The sequence below is a fragment of the Halomonas sp. Cn5-12 genome (assembly GCF_021532545.1).
In the GTDB taxonomy this organism is placed as follows: Bacteria; Pseudomonadota; Gammaproteobacteria; order Pseudomonadales; family Halomonadaceae; genus Vreelandella; species Vreelandella aquamarina.
Genome location: NZ_JAKGAY010000009.1, coordinates 32,419 through 54,571 on the forward strand (window position 1 = coordinate 32,419; position 22,153 = coordinate 54,571).

Below are 22,153 nucleotides of genomic sequence, written 5' to 3' on the forward strand. Positions count from 1 at the left end.
ACATATGCCAGCTCCAAAGAGTATCCGAAGAACAGCCATTCAGTATGGGGCTGTTTTCAGCCTCGTCTATTTCACCCTGATATTCTTTTCACATGCCTACGTGATAAAACAACTATCGGACGAGTCCAGGAAACAACACCTGAGTAAAGAGCTGGAAAACTTTCAGGCAATCATTGAAGCCGAGTCCCCGACAACTGACGACCTCAGGAACATGATCCATCAGTTTGAAATGCTTCTGGGGCATGCCATCATCATCGAAACGGCAGGCGGGAGCGTCCTGACGAGCAACAACTTTGACCTGAGCCAAATGCAGGGCGTTGTGGATAAGCCCGAGGGTTTTATTCACATAGCGCAGGGCGCGAACACGCTTTTTGGGCTTAGACGTACGTTCACTGCTACTGGAAAGCTGGCCTCAATCACCGTTCTTGAAACCGAGGGGGCGCTCTCTGAACGACCGCTGAAGGCCCACCTGACATTGCTCGGTGCCTCGGCCGTTCTTCTGGCGATACTGCTGGCACTGATTGGAACCACCACACATCTGACGTTAAAGCCCATCAGTAGGATAAAAGAGGACCTGAGACGGCTCCAATCCGGGAAACAAAGTCGTCTGAACCCTCACGTGCCGGAAGAGTTTCGTCCGCTGATCCGGCAGCTCAATGATTTGCTCGAGCTGTCAAACCGGCGGCTGGACCGCCACCGCCGCCTGAATTCCGATCTCTCTCACCTGGTCAAAACCTCTATTTCTGCCAATCTTGCCATTTTGTCGGATATCGATACCTTGCCTCCGTCCCGGGAGGATGTTGTGTTTATGGCCTCTAACTTGCGGGAGCTTGACAAATCCCTGAAATACCGGATGAGCAAAGCAGACATATCAGGCAGACAGATGGGACGGACGTGCATGCCGGTTGAAATCACGGCAAGTGTCATCACCGTTATGGAAAAAATCTTCCCTGACACGGTTTTCCGCCTCCACACCACCTTACCTGAAAACTTCAACTGGCCAATGGAACGGCAGGATCTTTCAGAGCTACTTGGCAATTTACTCGAAAATGGCGGGAAGTGGTGCCAGACAACCGTCGACGTTACAATCGTCCGCACGTCATCAGGACTCTCCATAGAAGTAGCGGACGATGGCCCCGGAATTTCTCCCGAGGCGGCAGCCACTGTCATGAACAGGGGTACCAGGCTGGATGAAACGGTCGCCGGTTTTGGGCTCGGATTGTCCATCGTGTCCGAGATTGTCGAAGACAACCTCGGACAGATGAACATGGGTACCTCAAAAAACGGAGGAGCCAGCATTGTCATTCTACTGCCACTTCCGGATTAGAAAACCTCCAGAAAGGCAACCGTCGATGACGCAGCGCGGCTTCTCCCATTTTTTACCGTTGGATATCACTCACCTTGGCTCTTGAAAAGCGACCGAACAGAACCGGCAAAACAAAGAGTGTCAGGAAAGTTGCAGTCACGAGACCACCAACAATCACGCTGGCCAGTGGCTTCTGGATTTCCGCTCCCACGCCCGTCGACAACAGCATCGGTATCAAGCCGAGCGCCGAGGTTATTGCTGTCATCAAGACAGGACGTAAACGGGAGACGGCACCTTCAAACACCGCGGTATCCACGTTCAACCCATCCTGTATTCGCTGATTGATGCTTTCGACCATAACGACCCCGTTGAGCACCGCCACACCAAACAAAGTGATAAATCCAACGGAACTGGGCACTGAGAGATACTGGCCGGAGATCCAGAGTGAAAAGACGCCACCAATGACAGCAAGCGGCACGTTGACCAGAATTAACAGTGCCTGACCGACCGAACTGAAAGCAAAGTACAGCAACAGCGCGATCAGGCCCAGAGATACAGGTACCACAATGGTCAATCGTTTCTGAGCTCGCTGCTGGTTTTCGAACTGACCACCAATATCCACCGAATAGCCGGGGGGAAGGTTCACTTCTGACGCGATGGTATCCTGAATATCGGCAACCACACTGCCCATGTCACGACCCTGCACATTGGACTGAATGACCACACGGCGCTGAACGTCGTCGCGGCGCACCTGGGGCGGGCCGGACTCAATAGACACATCGGCCACATCACCGAGTCTCACCCAGGCTCCGGAAGGCGCCTGCAACCTGAGATCAGCAATGGCATCCCGGTCTTCCCGGAAACGTTTGGCCAGGCGCACATAGATATCGTACCGCTCATTTCCGTTGATGATCTGGCCCGCGGCGGCACCACCCAGTCCGTCCCGGACGACACTCATCACATCAGACACGGCGAGTCCGTACCGGGAAATTGCCTGACGGTCTGGCTGAACCACCAACTGCGCTTCACCGGCAATCTGCTCCATGGCCACGTCCCGGGTTCCCTGAACTGTTCGGACCGCCGCTTCGATCTGCTGGCCTTTCTCCGCCAATACATCGAGATCCGGGCCAAAGAGTTTGATGGCCAACTGCGCACGAACACCTGACAACAATTCATCAACCCGGGTCGCGATAGGCTGAGAAAAGTTAAACAGTAGCCCCGGGTGCTGTTCGAGCTTCGCCTCAAACAGGGCCTGCAATTCATAGCGATTACTGGCGCTGGTCCACTCCGAAGTTGGTTTTAAGCCAATATAGATCTCTATATTGTTAACGGGCTCCGGATCCCCGCCTATTTCCGGTCGGCCCGCCCGGGACAGGGCGTAGGTCACTTCTGGAAATTCCATCAGCATGGCTTCCAGTTTTGGCGCCACTTCAAGCGCCGTATCAAGGCTTGATGAAGGGGCCAGGGTCACCCGGAGGTTAATCGTTCCCTCTTCCAGTTCAGGAACGAACTCCGTGCCGAGTCGTGGCACAACCAGCGCCGCCAGCACAACAAGAACAGCCGCCGCGCCAACAACCACGCGGCTATGCTTCAGTGACCAGGCAAGCCCCATGCGATAGAGCTTTTCCAGGGGTTTTAGAATGAAGCTTTCCCGCTCCCGGATACCCTTACGGAACATGTATGACGCCAGCGCGGGTACAACCACCAGAGCGACGATCACAGCGGACACAATGGCCAGCATGATGCTGATCGCCATTGGCTGGAACAGCTTGGCTTCCACACCTTCAAAGCTGAACAGAGGCATGAAAACGACCAGGATAATCGCCGTCGCGAAAAAGATCGGCCGCGCCACTTCCCGGCCCGCTTCCTGCAGTCGAAGTGCAATGCCACGATCATCGTGCGATGCATCCAGCGGATCGGGGTCGCCTTCAGCCAACTCATTCCGGTGGGCGTCATGCTCAGCATCGGGATGGGTCAGATGCTTGAAAATGTTCTCAACCATAACAACAGAGCCATCCACCAGCATGCCAATTGCCACAGCAATACCGCCCAGAGACATCAGGTTGGCCGAGAGACCGAACCAGGCCATGATCATCAGGGCAATCCCGATGGAAATCGGTATTGAAAGCAGCACCAGCGTTGTTGCCCGCAGATTCATCAGGAACAGGGCAAGCACGATCGCAATAAACACAAAAGCCAACAGAAGCGCATTGGTCACCGTCTCTACGGCCTTGGTCACCAGATCCGCCTGGTTGTAATAGGGCTCAAAACGAACCCCACTCGGAAGCGCCTGATTTATGCGATCAATGCGGGCCTCGATGCCGTCGATGGTGGCTTTTGTGTTGGCCCCCATTCGTTTGAGTACAATGCCAGAAACCACTTCACCCAGTTGTTCAACCTGACCGGCTTCATCCTTCCGGGTCATGGTTACCGCACCCTGGCGAATTTCAGTGCCCAGCGCTACCTCGGCGACATCGTTCACTGTCACTGTAATGCCATCACTGGTTTTAACGGGCACCTGACGGATCTGCTCGAGCCCCTGCTCGCCATTACCCAGCCAGCCCATACCGCGAATAACCAACTGCTCCTGCCCGCGGCCCATATACCAGCCCCCAACATTGGAGTTGTTGTTCTCCAGGGCTTCCATGACATCGTTCTGTGATAAGTCATAGGACAGCATTCGCGCCGGGTTCAGGTTAACCTGGTACTGGCGGACCTCTCCGCCAAACGACAGGATTTCCGTAACCCCTTCAGCCGGTATCAGCAACAGTTTGACCAGCCAGTCGTGCAAGCTGCGCAATTCCATTGCGTCGTACCCCGAATCCGGGTCCGCTATCAGCAAGTACTGGTAGACCTGGCCAAGACCGGACGTATTCGGCCCCATTTCAGGCACCCCGACCCCGTCCGGAATCAGCTCCCGCGCGGCCTGCAACCGCTCGAAAACCAGTTGGCGCGCGAAATAGATATCCGTGCCCTCTTTAAAGACCACGGTGACACCAGACAACCCGGTTTTGGAGATGGACCGAACCTCCTCAACATCCGGCAACGCATACATCACCGCTTCAATGGGATAGGTGATCAGCTGCTCGACTTCCTCAGCCGCAAGTCCGGGCGCCTCTGTATTAACAGCGACCTGGACGTTTGTAACGTCGGGGAAAGCATCAAGATTCAGTTTTGGTATCTGAAACGCGGCCGTGGCGATAAGCACTGCAAGCGCAATAAGAACCAACAGGCGGTTCTGAACCGCCAAGTCGACTACTCGGTTGAACATAATGGCTCCCGGAATCAGTGGTTGTGCGGATCAAAGCCGCCTTTGGCAATCTCAGAGGCCACAAAAAATGCGCCCCGCAAAACGACTCGTTGGCCCGCAGCCAGGCCGGAAACCTCACGGAGCCCGCCAATTGAGCGGCCCAGTTCCACTTCCACGGGTTCATACTCGCCTTCGGCCTCTTCCACATAGACCGTCCAGTCGCCGTCCGCGCCACGCATCAATGCAGTCTCCGGCACGGCAAGCACCGGCTCGCTGGTCTTAAAACGAAAATACACATCTGCGAACATTCCTGGATGAAAACGATCTTCAGGATTGTCCAGCTCAAGCCTGACAATCCGCGTGCGGGTCACAGGATCAATGGTGTGGGCTTCCTGGGACACCGTTGCCACGCCCACACGACCCGCTGCCCTGACTTCGGCTTCCGCGCCCTTCTCTAGAACAATGTCGGAGCTTGCTGGCAGATGGGCTTCTACCCAAAGCTCACTCTCATCAGCAAGAGTCACCAGCGGCTGGCCAGCCTCAACTCTTTGTCCTTGCTCAAACTCATCGGTCAGTACTGCACCATCCACGCGAGCCCTGAGCATGTATTCACCGAGACTATCCACCCCGCTGGCCTTCAACGCACCAATGTCATCATCGTTCAGCCCGTAAGCAAGCAGAGTCGCCCTTGCTGCTTCAATGTTGGCTTTCGCTGTATTGAACCGCTGATCGCCAACCACGGAACGACCCAGCCCGCTGATTCGCTTCCATTCAGGAAAAGCTTTCCTGTAATCCGCCTGCGCCTGTGCCACCGTCTCACTGAACAGGGTTACCAGCGGCTGGCCCTTGGTTACGTGCTCACCCAGTTCCACGTGACGCCGCAGCACCACTGAGGCAACCCGGGGGGACACGTGATAGCTGGTATAGCCGTTGGTCAGCAGCTCACCGGGAGCGTAGATTTCATAGTCAACGCGCTTGCTCTCAAGGGTTGCTACTTCAATGCCGGCGAGCTCTTTCTGTTTGGCATTGATGCTTGCGGTGGCCGCTTCTTCATGGCCACCGTTCTCGTCTTCGTGGCCGTGCCCCCTTTCCTCTTCATGATCACCTTCCTCCTCATGCTCACCTTCCTCCTCATGCTCACCTTCTTCACCATGATCTTCCTTATACTCGCCCTCCTCACCGGTGACTTCCTGATGATCGTCGCCACTGGCAGCATGATCATGACCGGCTTCCTGATGAGCATCTTCCTCTGCCTGTACAAAAGAAAGTGGGGCTGTAAGCAACGTCAATGCGAATACAGAAATCAGAGTTTTTTTCATAATGAATATCCAGTTTCCAGACTAGTATTGGAAGAGGGTGATCAGTTCGCCAGACTGGCTCAAGAGCTCAATCAGACCCAACTGCGCCTGCTTTTCCAGTTCAATACCGGTTTTCAGGCTCTCCGCGCGCTGGCCCAGCGCCTGGAGATACTCAGAGGTGGAGAGGTCGCCGACCTGCCACTGCTTCTCAAGCAAATCAGCACTTCGCTGTACACGCCCCTGGGAGAGTTCTGTCCATCGGCTGAGTTGGGTGTCGTATCGCTTCCAGGAAGCGCGAGCGCCTGCCAGGTCATATTGTTGTTTCCGGTAGAGCGCCTGAAACCGCGCTTCGGCCTCCAGAGCCCGTCGATTCGCGGCCCGGATTTCAGCGCTGTAGTTATTACGGACGTTCAGAGGGATCGAGAATGTCAGGCCAACCAGGTTCTCACCGCCATCACGCCCTCCGCTCAGCCCGACCGTGGGAGATGCCGCCGCTCTGCGACTGACCACCTCGGCTTCGCTCCGCAGCACCTGCCACCTCGCGCGGGCAGCAGCAATTGACGGATGATCCAGCAAATTGTCGTTATCGACCCTGGAAGCAAGAGCCGGCCAAATGTGCCCGGGGATTCCCCCATCCTGAGGCCTCCAGTCCGGCAGACGTTCTCTAACTTGAGTTTCTGCTCGATCAACTGCGGCCTTTGCCTGGGCGAGTTCACTGAGCTGCTGAGAAAGGCTTAAAAAAAGCAACTCTGCATCGGTACTCCCCAGGTCGCCCGCCTGCTGGCGTTGCTCAACCTGCTCCAGCAAGGCATTCAGACGGTGTTGCTGGGATTCCGCAATTTCTTCGGCACGCGTCGCCGCGCGCCACTCGACAAGCGCAAACAGCGACTCGGACGTTTGTGCCAAAACCGCCTCGTTCAAATCAGCTTCAGCGGAAAGCCTGATCAGCTTTGCCTTGTCCTTTAGCGCACCCTGTTGATCAGACCAATCGATCGTTTGTGATAGCCCTGCCACAAAGTTGTTGTCACTGCCCGTTCTGTCTGCTCCAACAGACAGCTCCGGGTTATACAGCGGTTGTTCGCTTGCCTCAGCATCCTGATTCCGGGCTGCCGCCTGCTCTGTCGCCGCCATAACATCCGGATGTTTGCTTATCTGGCCAGTGAGCCAATTTGTCCAATTCACAGTCTCCGCTTGACCGAACAGAGGAATGGACAATAGTACTGAACACAACAACGCTCTGGGCGAGTGCTTGCTTGCCTTCATCGACTTTCTCCCGAAGGGGTAAATAGCCACAATTCATGGGCGCGAGGCGTCCATGACAAAGTAGGAACAGGCTAGGATAGTAAGTGAAAAGGTTAAAATGAACTTGAATTCGAAGCGTCATCCACAAAAAGCAACTGTTTTCCGTCTACTCTTTGCCAGCGAACTTTATGGCAACCTTTCCTTCCAAACAGCGATACACAATATTAGTTAGCCTACTCTGCTCATTGGCTCTCTTAGCAAGGAAGTGACCTATGAATACAGCAATGCAACACTTTAAACGCCTCCGCTACGGCATCGTGGGTAGCGCTTTGTTTGCCCTATTGACTACCCCTATGGCTTACGCCGCGCCGCCTGCTCCGCCAAGCCTTCACGTTCAGGCGCAGTCATGGGTGGAAGTTGAACCCGATAAAGCCACGCTCTCTGCACGTTTGTGGGAAAACACCCCAGCGGTTTCAACCTTAGAAGACACCGATAGCGAAGCCCTGGGCAGCGCCCGCGAGCGGCTTGAGCAGCGTGCCAGCGAGCTGATTGCCGCCATGGAAGAGATCGGCATTGAGCAACGCGCCATCAATGCAGGCTCCCTGAACGTGTATCCTGAGCATGTCGCAGGCCCGCGCAACGACAACGGCGAACAAGAGACGCTGATGCGCACCCGCTTAGAACGCCCCTTCAGCGTTGAGCTAACTAATATAGACCAATTAGGCGATGTGCTGGACGCTTTGATTGACGCTGGTGTAAATGCGTTAGATGGTGTGCAGTTTGACCTGCAGGATCGCGACGCCGCCACCGACGAAGCACTGACAAAAGCGTTAGAAAAAGCCCGCCATAAAGCCGACCTTATGGCGAGCACGCTAGATGTCACGCTTGGCCCTGTTCAACACATTGAAGAGACCCAAGCGCCGGTTTTTCAACCCCGCATGATGGCCATGCGCGCCGAAAGTGACGCCATGGGCAGCGGTTCAGCCAGCGACTACCGCCCCGGCACCATTCGCATCGATGCCGGGGTGAACGTCGAGTGGGCGCTTAGAGGGCAAGACGGTCGAGGCCGCCCAGATAGGGCTGCAGGGGAGCCGGAACAGTAATCGACCCATCCGCCTGCTGGTGGTTTTCGAGCACCGCCAGCAGGCAACGCCCTACTGCTAAACCCGAACCATTGAGCGTATGCAGTAGCTGAGGCTTTTTGGAATCAGGGTGGCGGTAACGGGCTTGCATCCGACGCGCCTGGAAATCTTCGCAGTTAGACACAGAAGAGATTTCCCGGTAGGTGTTTTGGCTCGGTAGCCACACTTCCAAGTCGTAGGTTTTTGCCGCGCCAAAACCCATGTCACCCGTACACAGCGTCACCACCCGATACGGCAACTCAAGCGCCTGCAGAATGGCTTCTGCATGGCCGCGCATCTCTTCCAACGCGTCGTAGCTCTTCTCCGGCTCTACAATTTGCACCATTTCGACTTTATCGAACTGGTGTTGACGAATCATGCCACGGGTATCGCGCCCATGGGAGCCCGCTTCCGAGCGGAAACACGGCGTGTGGGCGGTCAGCTTCATCGGCAGCGCCGCTAATTCTACAATCTCATCGCGCACAAAATTCGTCAGCGGGACTTCTGAGGTGGGAATCAGATGATACTCACGCTCATCGTCAAGCTTGAAAAGATCCTCGCCGAACTTGGGCAGTTGGCCCGTGCCCATCAGCGAATCGCGATTCACCATATAAGGCACATAGCACTCTTCATAGCCGTGCTGCTGGGTTTGCATATCCAGCATAAACTGCGCCAGCGCGCGATGCAGGCGAGCGATGGGCCCGCGCATCACTGCAAAGCGCGCGCCGGTTAGCTTGGCCGCCAGTTCAAAATCGAGATAGCCGGATTTCTTACCCAAATCCACATGGTCTAGCACCTCAAAGTCGAACTCACGCGGCGTGCCCCAGCGGTGCAGCTCCACGTTATCGTCTTCGCTCTTGCCTTCCGGCACGCTCTCATGGGGCAGGTTGGGAATACCGCTAATTGCATCATCCCACTCAGCCTGCACCTCGGCCAGCTCGCGCTTGGCAGCATCCAAACGCTCACCTAAGTCGCTCACCTCATCCAGCAGCGGCTGAATATCTTCGCCATTGGCCTTGGCCTTACCAATCGATTTGGAGCGCGTATTCCGCTCGTTCTGCAACTGCTCGGTCTGGGTTTGCAACTCACGACGGCGCGACTCCAGCGCCTGCAGTGCCGCTTTATCGAGTTCGAAGCCCCGGCGGGCCAGTTGTTGCGCAGTTGCATCAAGATCGCCGCGCAGCAGTTTCGGATCGAGCATGAGTTATCCCTTGGCCAGAATTCAGTGAAACACGGCAATCAAAGGCCGTGGCAAAGGGGCCTATTGTAGGCAAAAGCGCGAGTTGGGGCTATGGCAGCGCGCCACCATGCTGAACTTAGTCGTTGGCGGGCATACACCATGCCCCTTCCGCATATACCTCCCCCCTTACTTAGCCAAAAGTGATAGAGTGCCCGCCGCTTTAAAGCAAGAATCACTAACAACGGGTTATAGAAAAGGAGAAAGTTTATGCAGGAGACCGCAACGCAAGAAAAATTTGGTTGGTGGCGACGTATCGCTCTATGGCAGAAAATCCTGGCAGGTTTGGCGCTCGGGGTGTTGGCAGGCGCACTGCTCGGCGAAACAGCGAGTGTATTTAAGCCACTGGGCGACATCTTCATCAACGCCATTATGATGCTGATTGTGCCGCTGGTCTTTTCGACGCTGGTGGTGGGTATTACCTCCATGCGCGATCCACAGAAGATGGGCCGTATTGGGGCTCGCACCATTATCCTTTACTTGGTGACCACTGCCTTTGCCATCAGCATTGGCCTTGTGCTCTCTACCCTGCTGCAGCCTGGGGTGGGTGTCGGGCTAAGTTTCGACGCTGAAGTCTCGGCTAACGAAGCACCATCGCTAATGTCGATTCTCATTAATCTCGTGCCGCGCAATCCGATTGATGCCCTGGCTAATGGCAACATTATGCAGATCATTGTGTTTGCCATTGGCTTGGGCATCTCGCTAACGCTTATCGGTGAAAAAGGCGAGCCGGTGATGAAGGTCTTCGATAGCTTCGCGGAAGCCATGTATAAACTCACTGGCCTCGTGATGGCGTTTGCGCCATTCGGGGTGTTTGGTTTGATTGCCCATGTATCGGGCCAGTATGGCTTAGAAATTTTGCTCCCACTCGCCAAACTGATCGGCGTGGTCTATCTCGCCAGCATTTTACATGTGCTTGTTATCTACTCTGGCTTTATTTCTCTGATGGGACGTTTGAACCCGGTGCGCTACTTAAAAGGCAGCCTGGATGCCATCGTGGTGGCGTTTTCTTCTGCTTCCTCAGCAGGCACCCTGCCCGTCTCAATTCGCTGCGCACAGAAAAACCTGGGCGTATCGGAAGGGGTGTCCGGCTTTGTACTGCCCGTAGGCGCCACCATCAATATGGATGGCACCGCACTGTATCAAGGCGTGGTGGTGCTATTTATTGCTCAGATGACCGGCACTGATTTGAGCATGATGGATTACGGCATGATCGTAGCCACCGGCACGCTGGCCTCGATTGGTACTGCAGGCGTTCCTGGTGCAGGCCTGATTATGCTCTCCATCGTGATGGCACAAATTGGCCTACCCCTTGAAGCTATTGCCGTGGTTGCGGGTATTGACCGCATTCTGGATATGGCGCGTACCAGTGTTAACGTCGCAGGCGATCTGATGGTCACCACGCTGGTAGGTAAAAGCGAAGGCGAACTCAACGAAGAAATCTACAACACCAGCCGCTCTTAATAATCGATTAGGCTATCCCTCGCGCTCGCTGCCCTTGGTAGCGGGCGCTTTTTTATACCGAACTACAAGCTGCTAGGATGTCACTCTGACCACTGAACCAAGCGAGCCGATATGTCTTCTGCCTTTGAACACACCCTTGCCGCTATTGATGCGCTCCATGCTCAAGACCCACGGCCAACCACTCTCGCAGATGGCACTTCTCAGCCACAAGAACTTATCTATGCCCAGCGTATGAGCCAGTGGCTAGAGCGACTGCAGGAGACGCCGAGCGAACTGTTGCGCATTGCCGTGCGCGCCCAGCATCTGCAGCGCTGGCAGCTGCCGCGAAGCGATTACCCAGAAGGTCGTATTGGCTACTTAACTTGGCGGCGGGACCAAAGTGCCCAGGCAGGCGATACCACGGCAGCGATCATGGAAGAGGCGGGCTATTCCCAAGAGGAGGCCAAACGCGTCGCCAGCATGATTCGCAAGCAAGGCTTGGGCCGAGATAGCGATGTTCAAGCCCTAGAGGACTGCGCCTGCCTAGTGTTCTTGGAAAACTACTTCGCCGATTTCTCCCGCAAGGTGGAGCACGAGCACATGGTGCGCATTGTGCAAAAGACCTGGGGCAAGATGTCGCCGCAAGCGCATGCGCTGGCCCTGACACTGCCCATGAACGACGCCTGTGCAACGCTCGTCAAAGAGGCGTTAGACAGCCACTGAGATGCCCCATCAAGATGCACCGCCGCAGTAGCTGCGGTAAAGTAGCGCTATCCCCTATCCGCTTCCAGCAGTGACGGCTCAACCTCCTATGATTGCATCCTTGGATTCTCGCACGGCCCCTTTCGAACGAATTGGCAGCCACTACGTGCGTTTTATCGAAGACCTCCGCGCGCGCGGGTTCGAAGGTGAAATAGCACCGGATTACGCCAACCGCACTGTGCTGGCGACGGATAACTCGATTTACCAGCGCCTTCCCCAGGCGGCGGTGTTTCCGAAACACGCCGAAGACTTAGAGCGCCTTGCCAAGCTCGCCTCCGAGCTGCCCCACCGGGATATCGTCCTGACCCCAAGGGGCGGCGGCACCGGCACCAACGGCCAGTCGCTGACCGATGGCATCGTGGTGGATGTCTCCCGCCATATGAACCAAATCATTGAGATTGACGTGGAAGCCCGCCGGGTGCGGGTACAGGCAGGCGTGGTCAAAGACCAGCTCAACGCCGCGCTGAAGCCCCACGGGCTGTTTTTCGCCCCCGAACTATCGACATCGAATCGCGCCACCATTGGCGGTATGATCTCTACCGATGCCAGCGGCCAGGGGAGCTGCCAGTACGGCAAAACTCGCCACCACGTGTTAGAGCTGGATACCGTCCTTCTCGGCGGCCAGCACTTGCATAGCCGCCCACTTAGCGCAGAAGAGGAGCAGCAGGCGCTGGCCCAGGAAGGCGTGTTGGGCAAGGTACACCGCACCGCCGCGACGATTATCGACCAACAGCGCGAACTGATTGAGGCAAAATTCCCACCGCTCAACCGCTGTTTGACCGGCTACGACTTGGCGCATCTGCGCGAAGAGGGCCAGCTCAACCTGAATAGCCTGCTGTGCGGTTCGGAAGGCTCCCTGGGCTTTTTAAACGAAGCCGTGCTCAACGTCTTGCCGATCCCCAAGCACTCCACGCTGGTCAACGTGCGCTACCCGAGCTTTATGGATGCCTTGCGGGATGCCAAAGCGTTGATGGCCAGCAGCGCGAAGCCAACGTCCATTGAAACCGTGGACGACACCGTGCTGCAACTAGCGATGGAAGACTTCGTTTGGGACAGCGTGGCGGAATTTTTCCCGGCGGGCAGCACGCCCATTCAGGGCATCAACCTGATCGAGTTCAACGACGATGACCCGGAACAGCTCGCAGGGCGTGTAAAAGCGTTTACCCAGCACCTGAGCCAGGATGCCACCGTGGAGCGGCTAGGCTACACCCTGGCGGAAGGCCGCTCGCAGATCCAGAAAGTCTACGCCATGCGCAAACGCTCGGTGGGCCTGCTGGGTAACGTTCAGGGGGAGAAACGTCCGCTGCCGTTCGTGGAGGACACCGCCGTTCCGCCGGAACATTTGGCCGACTTCATTACCGAGTTCCGCGCCGCGCTGGATGCACGCAAGCTCTCCTACGGCATGTTCGGCCATGTGGATGCGGGGGTGCTACACGTTCGCCCGGCGCTGGATATGAAAGACCCCGCCCAGGAAGCGTTGATTCGCGAGATTTCTGATGAAGTCGCTGCGCTCACCCAGAAGTACGGCGGGCTGCTGTGGGGCGAACACGGTAAAGGCGTGCGCTCCGAGTACGGGCCGAAGTTTTTCGGTGAGCTTTACCCCTGCCTGCAGCAGGTCAAGGCGGCCTTCGATCCGCACAACCAGCTCAACCCTGGCAAGATCGCGTCACCTTCTGAAATTACCACGCTGATTGCGAAGGAGAGTGACCCGGAACTGCTCACCGTCGATGGTGTTCCTATGCGAGGCCAGCTCGACCGCACCATTGACGAGCGGGCCTGGCAGGCCTATGACGCAGCGGTGTACTGCAACGGCAACGGCGCTTGCTACAACTACGATGTGGACGACCCCATGTGCCCCTCGTGGAAGGCCACCCGCGACCGCCGCCACTCCCCTAAAGGCCGCGCCAGCTTGATTCGTGAGTGGCTGCGCTTGCAGTCGCAAGCGGGCATCGACGTGGTGGAAGAGTCGCGCAAAAAGAAAGCCGAGCGCAGCTGGGGCTTTATTAAAAGCTTCCCCAAGCGGGTGATGAACACCGTTAGCCGCCAGCAGCACCACGACTACTCCCATGAAGTCTACGACGCCATGGCGGGCTGCTTGGCGTGTAAGTCCTGCGCGGGCCAGTGTCCGATCAAAGTCAACGTACCGCAGTTCCGCTCACAGTTTTTAGAGGTGTATCACGGCCGCTATCTGCGCCCGCTACGCGACTACGTGATTGGCGGCACTGAATTTATGCTGCCCGCGTTAACCAAGATGGCTCCGCTGTATAACGCCGCCCTTGGCCAGCGCTGGGTAGAGCAACTCATGCAGAAAGGGCTCGGCATTAGCGACTCCCCCGCGCTATCTCGCGCTAGCGTGAAAAAGCAGCTGCGCGCCTGGGGCGTTGCGGAAGCCACGCCCACATCGCTTGCGCTACTCACCGAGCAGCAGCGGGCCAACAGCGTCGTGATTGTGCAAGACGCCTTCACCACCCACTTTGAAGCCAAGCTGGTGATGGATGTGGTAGAGCTGCTAGCGCGGCTAAACCTGCGCGTGTTTGTCATGCCTTTTTCCGCCAACGGCAAGCCGCTGCACGTACAGGGCTTTTTGGGTGCATTTGAGCGCACGGCAGAAAAGCAGGCCAAACGCCTTCGCGCGCTTAGTGAGTTCGAGGTGCCCATGGTGGGCATCGACCCCGCCATGACGCTGACCTACCGCCAGGAGTACGTCAAAGCGCTGGGCCCTGAGCAAGTGCCGAACGTACTGATGCTGCAGGAGTGGCTAGCCACCCGCGTCAACACCCTCTCCCCCGGCCAGCTAACGCTCAAAGACCCAGGCTTTAAGCTGCTTTCCCACTGCACCGAAAAAACCAACGCGCCGGGCAGCCCAAAAGCGTGGCAGCAGGTGTTTGCGGCGTTTGGTTTAGAGCTTGAGCTGATGGCTACCGGTTGCTGCGGCATGTCCGGCACCTACGGCCATGAGACCCGTAACGTCGCTACCTCCAAAACAATCTACGCTCAGTCGTGGCAGCCCCAGGTCGAAGCAGAGGAGAACAGCGGTAAGCTACTGGCCACCGGCTACTCCTGCCGCAGTCAGGTGAAGCGCTACTCAGCGCAAACCCTGCCCCACCCGCTGCAAGCTCTGCTGACCAGTATCAAACAGGCCAGCCGCTAACGCGGCTGGCCTGCTGGGGCTTGCTAGTATCCGTGTGGGCGTTTAGAAAAACAGCCGTTTGAGGGCCAAACCAGGGTCCTCTTCGCGCATAAACGCCTCCCCCACCAAAAAGCCATTGACCTCGTGGTCACGCATTAGCTCTACGTCATCACGCGTGTGAATGCCGGATTCGGTAATCACGGTCACGCCTTCAGGGATACGCGGCAGCAGGTCCAAGGTGGTATTCAGGCTGGTGTCAAAGGTGTGCAGGTTGCGGTTATTGATACCCACCAGCTTTAGGTTCAGCGCCAGAGCCCGCTCTAGCTCCTCTGCATCGTGAACTTCCACCAGCACATCCATCCCCAATGCGTTGGCCTGCTGGTTCAGGTCGCGCAACTGAGCGTCATTGAGCGCCGCCACAATTAATAGGATGCAGTCCGCACCGATGGCACGCGCTTCGGTGACCTGATAACCGTGGGTGATAAAGTCTTTGCGGATCACCGGCAGGTCGCAGGCATCGCGAGCGGCAATTAGGTAATCCTCGTGACCCTGGAAGAAGTCGGCATCAGTCAGCACGGAAAGGCACGCTGCGCCGCCCTGGGCGTAGCTTTTTGCAATATCCGCTGGGTGAAACTCTTCCCGCATCACGCCTTTAGAGGGCGAGGCTTTTTTCACCTCGGCGATCACTGCTGCGTCGCCTACCGCAATACGCTGATTCAATGCATCAATAAAGCCACGGGGCGCGCTCTGCCTCTCCGCCAGCGCGAGCAGATCAGCCTCAGATACCGCCTGCTGACGCTCAGCAACTTCCTGGCCTTTACGGGCCAAAATGCGCGTTAAAATAGTCGGCGTTGCCTGGTCACTCATTGGAAGTTTTACCCTTTAAAGACACTAGTGAAGTGCGAAAGCTCTCGGAGCTTCTCAAGCGGTAGTTTGGAGGCCTGGGCATCCTGGGCCACCATCACGCCCTCTTTCAAGCTATCGGCCACGCCCGCGCAGTAGAGCGCCGCCCCGGCGTTGAGTGCCACCATATCTGCCGCCGCTCCTTCACCGCTAAGTGCGGCTTTCACCAAACGCAGGCTATCTTCCGCGCTGGATGCTTTAAGGGTGGCGAGGCTTTGGCGCTCGATGCCCAGGGATTCCGGCGTAATGGTGTACTGGGTAATCTCGCCATCTTTTAGCTCTGCCACCAGAGTGGGCGCTGCCAGAGAGATTTCATCCAGTCCATCTTCAGAATGCACCACCATGACATGGCGGCTACCCAGCTTGCGCAATACCTCGGCCATCAGCGGCACCAGCTCCGCAGAATACACGCCCAACACTTGATTGGGCGCGCTGGCGGGGTTGGTGAGCGGGCCAAGAATATTGAACAGCGTACGCACGCCCATTTCCCGCCGTGGCCCAATGGCATAGCGCATGGCGGGGTGGTGGTTAGGTGCGAACATAAAGCCAACGCCGACCTGCTCAATACAGCGCGCCACTTGTTCAGGCTTGAGGTCGAGATAGATGCCGGCAATATCGAATAAATCAGCGCTGCCAGAAGAAGAGGAGACGCTGCGATTGCCATGTTTAGCCACATGGGCACCGCCAGCGGCGGCCACAAAACTAGACGCCGTGGACACATTAAACAGGTTCGCGCCATCGCCGCCGGTGCCGACGATATCCACCACGTTCTCGGTGTGTAGCTCGACGCGTTTCATTAAATCGCGCATCACCTGGGCGGCGGCGCTAATCTCTTCAGCGCTTTCGCCTTTCATGGCCAGCCCCACCAGCAGGCCGCCAATTTGCGCGTCGGAGGCTTCGCCGGTCATGATTTGGCGCATCAGTGCGTGCATCGCATTGAAAGAGAGGTCTTCGCGGCGCATCACCGCGTTAATTGCGTCTCGCATTTGCATGAGCAGGAAAGCCCCTAAAGCGTATGAATTTGGCGATCAGCCGCGTTGTAAAAAATTGGCCAATAACGCATGGCCCTGGCGCGTGAGTATCGACTCAGGGTGAAACTGTACCCCCTCCACATCAAGGGTACGATGACGAAAGCCCATGATCAGCCCGGGCGTTACGTCATCCTCGGCGGTCCAGGCGGTCACTTCCAGGCAGTCGGGCAGGCTCTCCTGCTCAACGACTAATGAGTGATAGCGCGTCACTTCCAACGGGTTTTCCAGCCCGCTGAACACTCCCTGCCCACGGTGTACCACGGCCGAGGTTTTACCGTGCATCACCTGGGGTGCCCGCACCACTTTGCCGCCGTACACCTGGCCGATGGCCTGATGCCCCAGGCAAACGCCCAAAATAGGCAGTTTGCCCGCAAAATGCTCGATGGCCGCTAGCGAAATGCCCGCCTCGTTGGGCGTACACGGGCCGGGCGAAATCACCAGATGGGTAGGCGCCAGGGCGTGCATTTGCTCCAGGGTAATCTCATCGTTGCGGTAGGTCACCACCTCGGCATTCAGTTCACTAAGGTACTGGACGATGTTAAACGTGAAGCTGTCGTAATTATCCAGCATCAACACCCGTTGCACTGCCTGCGCTTGCGCCATCGCCCCGCTTACTCCATCACATAAATAAAACCGCACAGGCGAGATGATACCCCAACCCAGACGCTCCTTGCAGGGGCAGCGCGCGCTTAGTGGGGCTGCGACACTGCTGCCCGCTCCAGTCGGCAGGCGGCGTACTTGAACTCGGGTATTTTGCCGTAGGGGTCCAGGGCCGGGTTGGTGAGCAGATTGGCGGCGGCCTCGGCGTAGGCAAACGGCACGAAGACCATCCCATCGGGGATTTTATCGTCCACTCTGGCGGTCAGCGTTATTGTGCCTCGCCGCGTGGTAATGGTGAGCTTCTCGCCCGGTACTACCCCCAGACGGTTGAGCTCGCCCGGTGAGAGGCTGGCGACCGCTTCTGGCTCTAGGGCGTCGAGCACCTGAGCACGCCGCGTCATGGAGCCCGTATGCCAATGCTCCAACTGGCGGCCGGTGGTCAGTACCGTCGGGTAATCATCATCCACCGGCTCGTCCGGCGGTAGCGGGCGCGTGGGGGCGAATTTCGCCAGCCCGCCAGCGCGCGGAAAGGCGTCGCTAAAGACCACGTCCTGGCCAGGGGCGTCCTCGGATGGGCAGGGATACGTGACGGAGCTCTCCCGCGCTAGCCGCTCCCAGCTAATGTGGTTGAACGAGTGCATTCCCTGCTGCATTTCGGCAAACACGTCTTGCGGGTGCTGATAGCGCCAGCCCAGCCCAAAGCGGTTAGCGATCTCTTGGATGATCCACCAGTCCGGCTTGGCGTCTCCTGGCAATGGTAATGCCGCCCTGCCCAGCTGTACTTGGCGGTTAGTGTTGGTCACGGTGCCGTCTTTTTCGGGCCACGCAGAGGCAGGCAGAATGACGTCGGCGAACTGGGCAGTTTCAGTGATAAACAGATCCTGCACCACTAAATGCTCAAGCTTACCCAGCGCGGCGCGGGCGTGGGTAAGATCCGGGTCGGACATCGCTGGGTTTTCACCCACAATGTACATACCACGCACCTCGCCTGCGTGAATCGCATTCATCACTTCCACCACCGTCAGCCCAGGCTCATCGCTCAGCGGCGTGTTCCATAGCTCTTCAAACGCGGCACGCAGCTGGCTATCGCCCACAGGCTGGTAGTCCGGCAGCACCATGGGAATCAGCCCCGCATCCGAGGCACCCTGCACGTTATTTTGACCGCGCAGCGGGTGCAGGCCTGTGCCGGGGCGACCGGTGTGGCCGCAGGCCAGTGCCAACGAGATCAAACAGCGGGCATTATCGGTGCCGTGGGTATGCTGAGAAATACCCATGCCCCAGAAAATCATCGCTTTCTCGGCGTTGGCGTAGCGGCGCGCCACCTCACGAATAGTGTCGGGGGCTACGCCGCACAGCGCACTCATGGCGTCCGGTGTGCTTTGAGCCACGCTCTGCTTGAGCGCTTCAAAGCCTTCGGTGTGGGCGTCGATGTAGGCTTGGTTATACAGGCCTTCCTCGATGATCACGTGGAGCAGCGCGTTGAACAGCGACACGTCTGCCCCCGGTGTAAAGCGCACACTCATGCTGGCGTAAGCGTCCAGCGACTGCCCGCGAGGGTCGAGAATGATGATCTCAGTACCCCGCTTGGCTGCCTGCTTGAAGAACGTCGCCGCCACGGGGTGATTCACTGCCGGGTTGCAGCCGGTGAGGATAACCACGTCTGCTTCCAGCGCCTGCATAAACGAAGCGGTCACCGCGCCAGAGCCTAAGCACTCCATCAGCGCCGCGACGGAGCTGGCATGGCAAAGCCGCGTGCAGTGGTCCACGTTATTGCTGCCAAAGCCGGTACGCACCAACTTCTGGAACAGCCACGCCTCTTCGTTAGAGCATTTGGCGCTGCCAAAGCCCGCCAACGCTTTGGGGCCTTGCGCCTGTTTAATCGCCATTAGGCCGCCCGCGGCGATTTCCAGCGCTTCGTCCCAGTTGGCCTCACGGAAGTGGCTAAATGGATTGGCAGGGTCAAAGGTAGAGTCGAGCGCCTTAGGAATACCCGGTAAGCGTATCAGCGGCTTGGTCAGGCGTGTCGGGTGGCTCACGTAATCAAACCCAAACCGGCCTTTCACGCACAGGCGGTTCTGGTTAGCGGGGCCGTTGCGCCCTTCCACATAGGCCAGGGCATCGTCGTTAATATGGTACGTCAGCTGGCAGCCCACCCCGCAGTAGGGGCACACGGAATCCACCTGTCGCTGGCTTTGAGAATCGCCCTGACCTGCGGTATTGACCACGGTGGCGGGCATCAACGCGCCGGTAGGGCACGCCTGCACGCACTCGCCGCAGCCCACGCAGGTGCTTTGGCCCATCGAATCGGCAAAATCAAATACCACGGTGGCGGCAGCACCCCGCTGCGCCATGCCGATGACATCGTTACTCTGCACCTCGCGGCAGGCGCGCACGCACAGGTTGCAGGTAATGCAGGCGTCCAAGTTGACGTGCATCGCCGGGTGGCTGGTATCTGGCTGGCTCACCGTAGGCATAGCCGCTGCATGGCTGACGGCTGCTTTGCGGCGTGGCGGCAGCCACGACTTAACGGCCGCTTCGTCGACCGCTAACTGGTCGGCTACTTCCCAGAAGTGGCTGGAGCGGTCAGGGCTTTGAGCACGGCTGGGCTGGTCGGCCATCAGCAGTTCCAATACCGTTTCACGCGCTTGTATGGCACGGGGCGAGTGGGCGCTGCGCACCACCATGCCGGGTTTGACCTCGCGGATACAGCTTGCAGCCAGCACTCGCTCGCCTTCCACTTCCACCATACAGGCACGGCAGTTGCCATCGGCGCGGTAGCCGGGCGCATCTTTAAAACAGAGGTGGGGAATGGCCTCTCCAGCGCGCTTGGCTACCTGCCAAAGGGTTTCTCCTGGGTAGGCAGTGACTTCTTGATCATCCAAGACAATAGTGAACGAAGCGGTCATGGTGCACTCCCTTCAGCGGCATCGCTGACGATAATCTGCTGCTGGGCGAGCGCAGGGCGGAAATCCTTGAGTAGCCCCAATACAGGATTTGGAGCCGCTTGCCCCAGGCCGCAAATCGAGGCGTCCTGCATCACTTGTGCCAGTCGAGTGAGCGCCTGCACATCCCATGTGGGTTGCTCTAGCAAGCTGAGCATTTTCTCGCTGCCTACCCGGCAAGGCGTACACTGCCCGCAGGACTCATCGGCAAAAAAAGCCAGCAGGTTGGTGGCCACCGCCTGAAGATTGTCTTGCTCAGACAGCACGATAATCGCCGCTGACCCAATAAAACTGCCGTGCGCCTGCAGCGTGTCGAAATCCAGCGGCACATCGGCTTTGCTGGCGGGCAGAATGCCACCCGAGGCGCCGCCGGGCAGGTAAGCGGCAAGCTTATGCCCTTCCGCCATGCCGCCTGCATACTCCTCTATCAACTCGCGCAGCGTAATGCCTGCTGGCGCCAAGTACACGCCGGGCTTGTTCACTCGCCCGGAGACAGAAAAACTGCGCAGGCCTCGTCGACCATTGCGCCCATGCCCAGCAAACCACTCAGCCCCTTTGTGCCAAATGGCAGGAATCCAATAAACGGTTTCAACGTTATTGACCAGCGTGGGGCGGCCCAACAGCCCCTGCTGGGCTACGTAAGGTGGGCGGTGGCGCGGCTTGCCGGGCTTGCCTTCCAAGGATTCGATCAGCGCCGACTCCTCACCGCAGATATAAGCGCCCGCACCCCGGCGCATGATGATGAATCCAGGCGCGACGATGCCCGACTGCTCAAGCTCTGCAATCGCTTCATGGAGCACACGGTGAAGGCCGGGGTATTCGTCGCGCAGATAGATATAGAGCGCCTCGGCCTCTATCGCCCAAGCGCTAATCAGCGCGCCCTCAAGAAACTGATGCGGCGCGCGCTCTAAATAGTAGCGGTCTTTAAACGTCCCCGGCTCGCCCTCATCAGCGTTAATCACGCAGTAGCGCGGCCCGGCGGCTTGGCGCACCGCCTGCCACTTTTTAAACGTAGGGAAGCCCGCGCCTCCCAAGCCTCGCAGGCCCGACGCTTCAAGCGCCTGCAGCACCTCATCAATGCTGATCTTACCGCTGCTCACATGGGCCAGTAACTGATAACCACCTGCCTGCTGATAGGCGTCAAGCCGCTGCCACAAAATCGCTTCAGGATGAAAGTGGCCGGTATCCACCACGGCTTCGACGCCTTCTGCGGTGGCATACAGCACATGGTGATGGCCCACTTCTGCCACCGGCGCGGTATCGCAGCGGCCCATGCAGGGCGCACGAATCACCCGTACACAGTCAGGATCGACGCGGGCTTCCAACGCTTTGTGTAGCGCACTGACCCCCGCTAATTGGCAGGAAAGAGAATCACAGACGCGAATTGTGGTATCCGGCGGGGGCGCTTGGTGGTCGTGCACCACATCGAAATGGGCATAGAACGTCGCCGTCTCGTACACCGCTGCCATGGGCAGGTTCATATAGGCTGCCAGGGCGCGCAGTTCCACAAGCGATAAGTGGCCGTGGGCATCCTGAATGGCGTGTAGATGCTCTATCAACAGGTCGCGACGCTTCAGGCTTGGCGTCTGGCGCTCATCGCCTAACAGGTCACGCAGCGCCGCCAGTGCGACAGGTGCTACATCACGCCTTTTAGGGTACCCGCGGCGGCGAGAGGATATACCATTTTGAGAGGTCATGACACGCTATCCAGAAAGCTGTTCAAAAGAGTGATTTAAAAAAAGCTACGCTTGTCAAAAGAGGACTAGGCTTAGGGCTAGGCGAACATAGATAGTAGCTATTTTGTCCACCATGTCGTTATTAAGCGGCATTTTTTTAAAGCATAGAGGTTAACAGGCGTGGGTGAAACCACTTCGTTTGCAGGAGTTGG

General features: G+C 57.6%; 14 protein-coding genes. 5 read left to right on the forward strand and 9 right to left on the reverse strand.

The window, feature by feature from the left end:
• Window positions 1-4 precede the first annotated feature (4 nt).
• A complete protein-coding gene (locus L1249_RS07245; RefSeq protein ID WP_054640873.1) occupies window positions 5-1,327 on the forward strand; it encodes an ATP-binding protein in 1,323 nt (440 codons plus the stop codon).
• Window positions 1,328-1,379: 52 nt separating this feature from the next.
• On the opposite strand, the gene L1249_RS07250 is transcribed toward L1249_RS07245, so the two are convergent.
• Genes L1249_RS07250 through L1249_RS07260 form a run of 3 tightly spaced genes read right to left on the reverse strand, consistent with a single transcriptional unit; the run spans window position 1,380 to window position 7,117 of the window.
• Complete coding sequence (locus tag L1249_RS07250; protein WP_062359136.1) at window positions 1,380-4,577, reverse strand: efflux RND transporter permease subunit; 3,198 nt, start codon at window positions 4,575-4,577, stop codon at window positions 1,380-1,382.
• Window positions 4,578-4,591: 14 nt separating this feature from the next.
• A complete protein-coding gene (locus L1249_RS07255) occupies window positions 4,592-5,875 on the reverse strand; it encodes an efflux RND transporter periplasmic adaptor subunit (RefSeq protein ID WP_062359137.1) in 1,284 nt (427 codons plus the stop codon).
• A gap of 21 nt (window positions 5,876-5,896) precedes the next feature.
• A complete protein-coding gene (locus tag L1249_RS07260) occupies window positions 5,897-7,117 on the reverse strand; it encodes a TolC family protein (RefSeq protein WP_235253468.1) in 1,221 nt (406 codons plus the stop codon).
• 251 nt (window positions 7,118-7,368) lie between these two features.
• Here L1249_RS07260 and L1249_RS07265 point away from each other — a divergent pair, with 251 nt between their 5' ends.
• Entirely contained in the window at window positions 7,369-8,199 is an 831-nt protein-coding gene (locus L1249_RS07265; RefSeq protein WP_137094479.1) for an SIMPL domain-containing protein, read from the forward strand.
• Here the strand turns inward: L1249_RS07265 and serS are convergent.
• Complete coding sequence (gene serS, locus L1249_RS07270) at window positions 8,141-9,418, reverse strand: serine--tRNA ligase (protein WP_137094477.1); 1,278 nt, start codon at window positions 9,416-9,418, stop codon at window positions 8,141-8,143. The two genes, L1249_RS07265 and serS, sit on opposite strands and share 59 nt — an antisense overlap.
• A gap of 246 nt (window positions 9,419-9,664) precedes the next feature.
• On the opposite strand from serS, the gene L1249_RS07275 reads away from it, so the two are divergent.
• The 3 genes from L1249_RS07275 to ydiJ all read left to right on the forward strand — a co-directional run bounded on the left by L1249_RS07275 (window position 9,665) and on the right by ydiJ (window position 14,810).
• Entirely contained in the window at window positions 9,665-10,918 is a 1,254-nt protein-coding gene (locus L1249_RS07275; protein ID WP_044628133.1) for a dicarboxylate/amino acid:cation symporter, read from the forward strand.
• Between the two features lie 111 nt (window positions 10,919-11,029).
• The gene (locus L1249_RS07280) at window positions 11,030-11,620 is read left to right on the forward strand and encodes a DUF4202 domain-containing protein (RefSeq protein ID WP_137094475.1); all 591 of its coding nucleotides are present in this window, start codon (window positions 11,030-11,032) and stop codon (window positions 11,618-11,620) included.
• Between the two features lie 88 nt (window positions 11,621-11,708).
• Window positions 11,709-14,810 (forward strand): D-2-hydroxyglutarate dehydrogenase YdiJ, encoded by a 3,102-nt coding sequence (ydiJ, locus tag L1249_RS07285; RefSeq protein ID WP_235253469.1) that lies wholly within the window; start codon window positions 11,709-11,711, stop codon window positions 14,808-14,810.
• Between the two features lie 42 nt (window positions 14,811-14,852).
• On the opposite strand, the gene trpC is transcribed toward ydiJ, so the two are convergent.
• The 5 genes from trpC to L1249_RS07310 all read right to left on the reverse strand — a co-directional run bounded on the left by trpC (window position 14,853) and on the right by L1249_RS07310 (window position 21,962).
• Complete coding sequence (trpC, locus tag L1249_RS07290) at window positions 14,853-15,656, reverse strand: indole-3-glycerol phosphate synthase TrpC (RefSeq protein WP_044628136.1); 804 nt, start codon at window positions 15,654-15,656, stop codon at window positions 14,853-14,855.
• Window positions 15,657-15,664: 8 nt separating this feature from the next.
• Window positions 15,665-16,684 carry an anthranilate phosphoribosyltransferase gene (gene trpD / locus L1249_RS07295; protein WP_044628137.1) on the reverse strand — a complete coding sequence of 340 codons (1,020 nt, stop codon included), beginning with the start codon at window positions 16,682-16,684 and terminating at the stop codon, window positions 15,665-15,667.
• A gap of 36 nt (window positions 16,685-16,720) precedes the next feature.
• Window positions 16,721-17,326 (reverse strand): anthranilate synthase component II, encoded by a 606-nt coding sequence (locus L1249_RS07300; RefSeq protein ID WP_058577632.1) that lies wholly within the window; start codon window positions 17,324-17,326, stop codon window positions 16,721-16,723.
• 86 nt (window positions 17,327-17,412) lie between these two features.
• Complete coding sequence (fdhF, locus tag L1249_RS07305; RefSeq protein WP_235253470.1) at window positions 17,413-20,229, reverse strand: formate dehydrogenase subunit alpha; 2,817 nt, start codon at window positions 20,227-20,229, stop codon at window positions 17,413-17,415.
• Complete coding sequence (locus tag L1249_RS07310) at window positions 20,226-21,962, reverse strand: NADH-ubiquinone oxidoreductase-F iron-sulfur binding region domain-containing protein (protein ID WP_235253471.1); 1,737 nt, start codon at window positions 21,960-21,962, stop codon at window positions 20,226-20,228. Before L1249_RS07310 ends, fdhF begins: the two co-directional genes overlap by 4 nt.
• Window positions 21,963-22,153 lie beyond the last annotated feature (191 nt).

Bases quoted from the DNA above. Each gene is read 5' to 3' on its own strand.
- L1249_RS07245 (WP_054640873.1), top strand. From the start codon at position 5: ATGCCAGCTCCAAAGAGTATCCGAAGAACAGCCATTCAGTATGGGGCT.
- L1249_RS07250 (WP_062359136.1), bottom strand. From the start codon at position 4,577: ATGTTCAACCGAGTAGTCGACTTGGCGGTTCAGAACCGCCTGTTGGTT.
- L1249_RS07255 (WP_062359137.1), bottom strand. From the start codon at position 5,875: ATGAAAAAAACTCTGATTTCTGTATTCGCATTGACGTTGCTTACAGCC.
- L1249_RS07260 (WP_235253468.1), bottom strand. From the start codon at position 7,117: ATGAAGGCAAGCAAGCACTCGCCCAGAGCGTTGTTGTGTTCAGTACTA.
- L1249_RS07265 (WP_137094479.1), top strand. From the start codon at position 7,369: ATGAATACAGCAATGCAACACTTTAAACGCCTCCGCTACGGCATCGTG.
- serS (WP_137094477.1), bottom strand. From the start codon at position 9,418: ATGCTCGATCCGAAACTGCTGCGCGGCGATCTTGATGCAACTGCGCAA.
- L1249_RS07275 (WP_044628133.1), top strand. From the start codon at position 9,665: ATGCAGGAGACCGCAACGCAAGAAAAATTTGGTTGGTGGCGACGTATC.
- L1249_RS07280 (WP_137094475.1), top strand. From the start codon at position 11,030: ATGTCTTCTGCCTTTGAACACACCCTTGCCGCTATTGATGCGCTCCAT.
- ydiJ (WP_235253469.1), top strand. From the start codon at position 11,709: ATGATTGCATCCTTGGATTCTCGCACGGCCCCTTTCGAACGAATTGGC.
- trpC (WP_044628136.1), bottom strand. From the start codon at position 15,656: ATGAGTGACCAGGCAACGCCGACTATTTTAACGCGCATTTTGGCCCGT.
- trpD (WP_044628137.1), bottom strand. From the start codon at position 16,684: ATGCAAATGCGAGACGCAATTAACGCGGTGATGCGCCGCGAAGACCTC.
- L1249_RS07300 (WP_058577632.1), bottom strand. From the start codon at position 17,326: ATGGCGCAAGCGCAGGCAGTGCAACGGGTGTTGATGCTGGATAATTAC.
- fdhF (WP_235253470.1), bottom strand. From the start codon at position 20,229: ATGACCGCTTCGTTCACTATTGTCTTGGATGATCAAGAAGTCACTGCC.
- L1249_RS07310 (WP_235253471.1), bottom strand. From the start codon at position 21,962: ATGACCTCTCAAAATGGTATATCCTCTCGCCGCCGCGGGTACCCTAAA.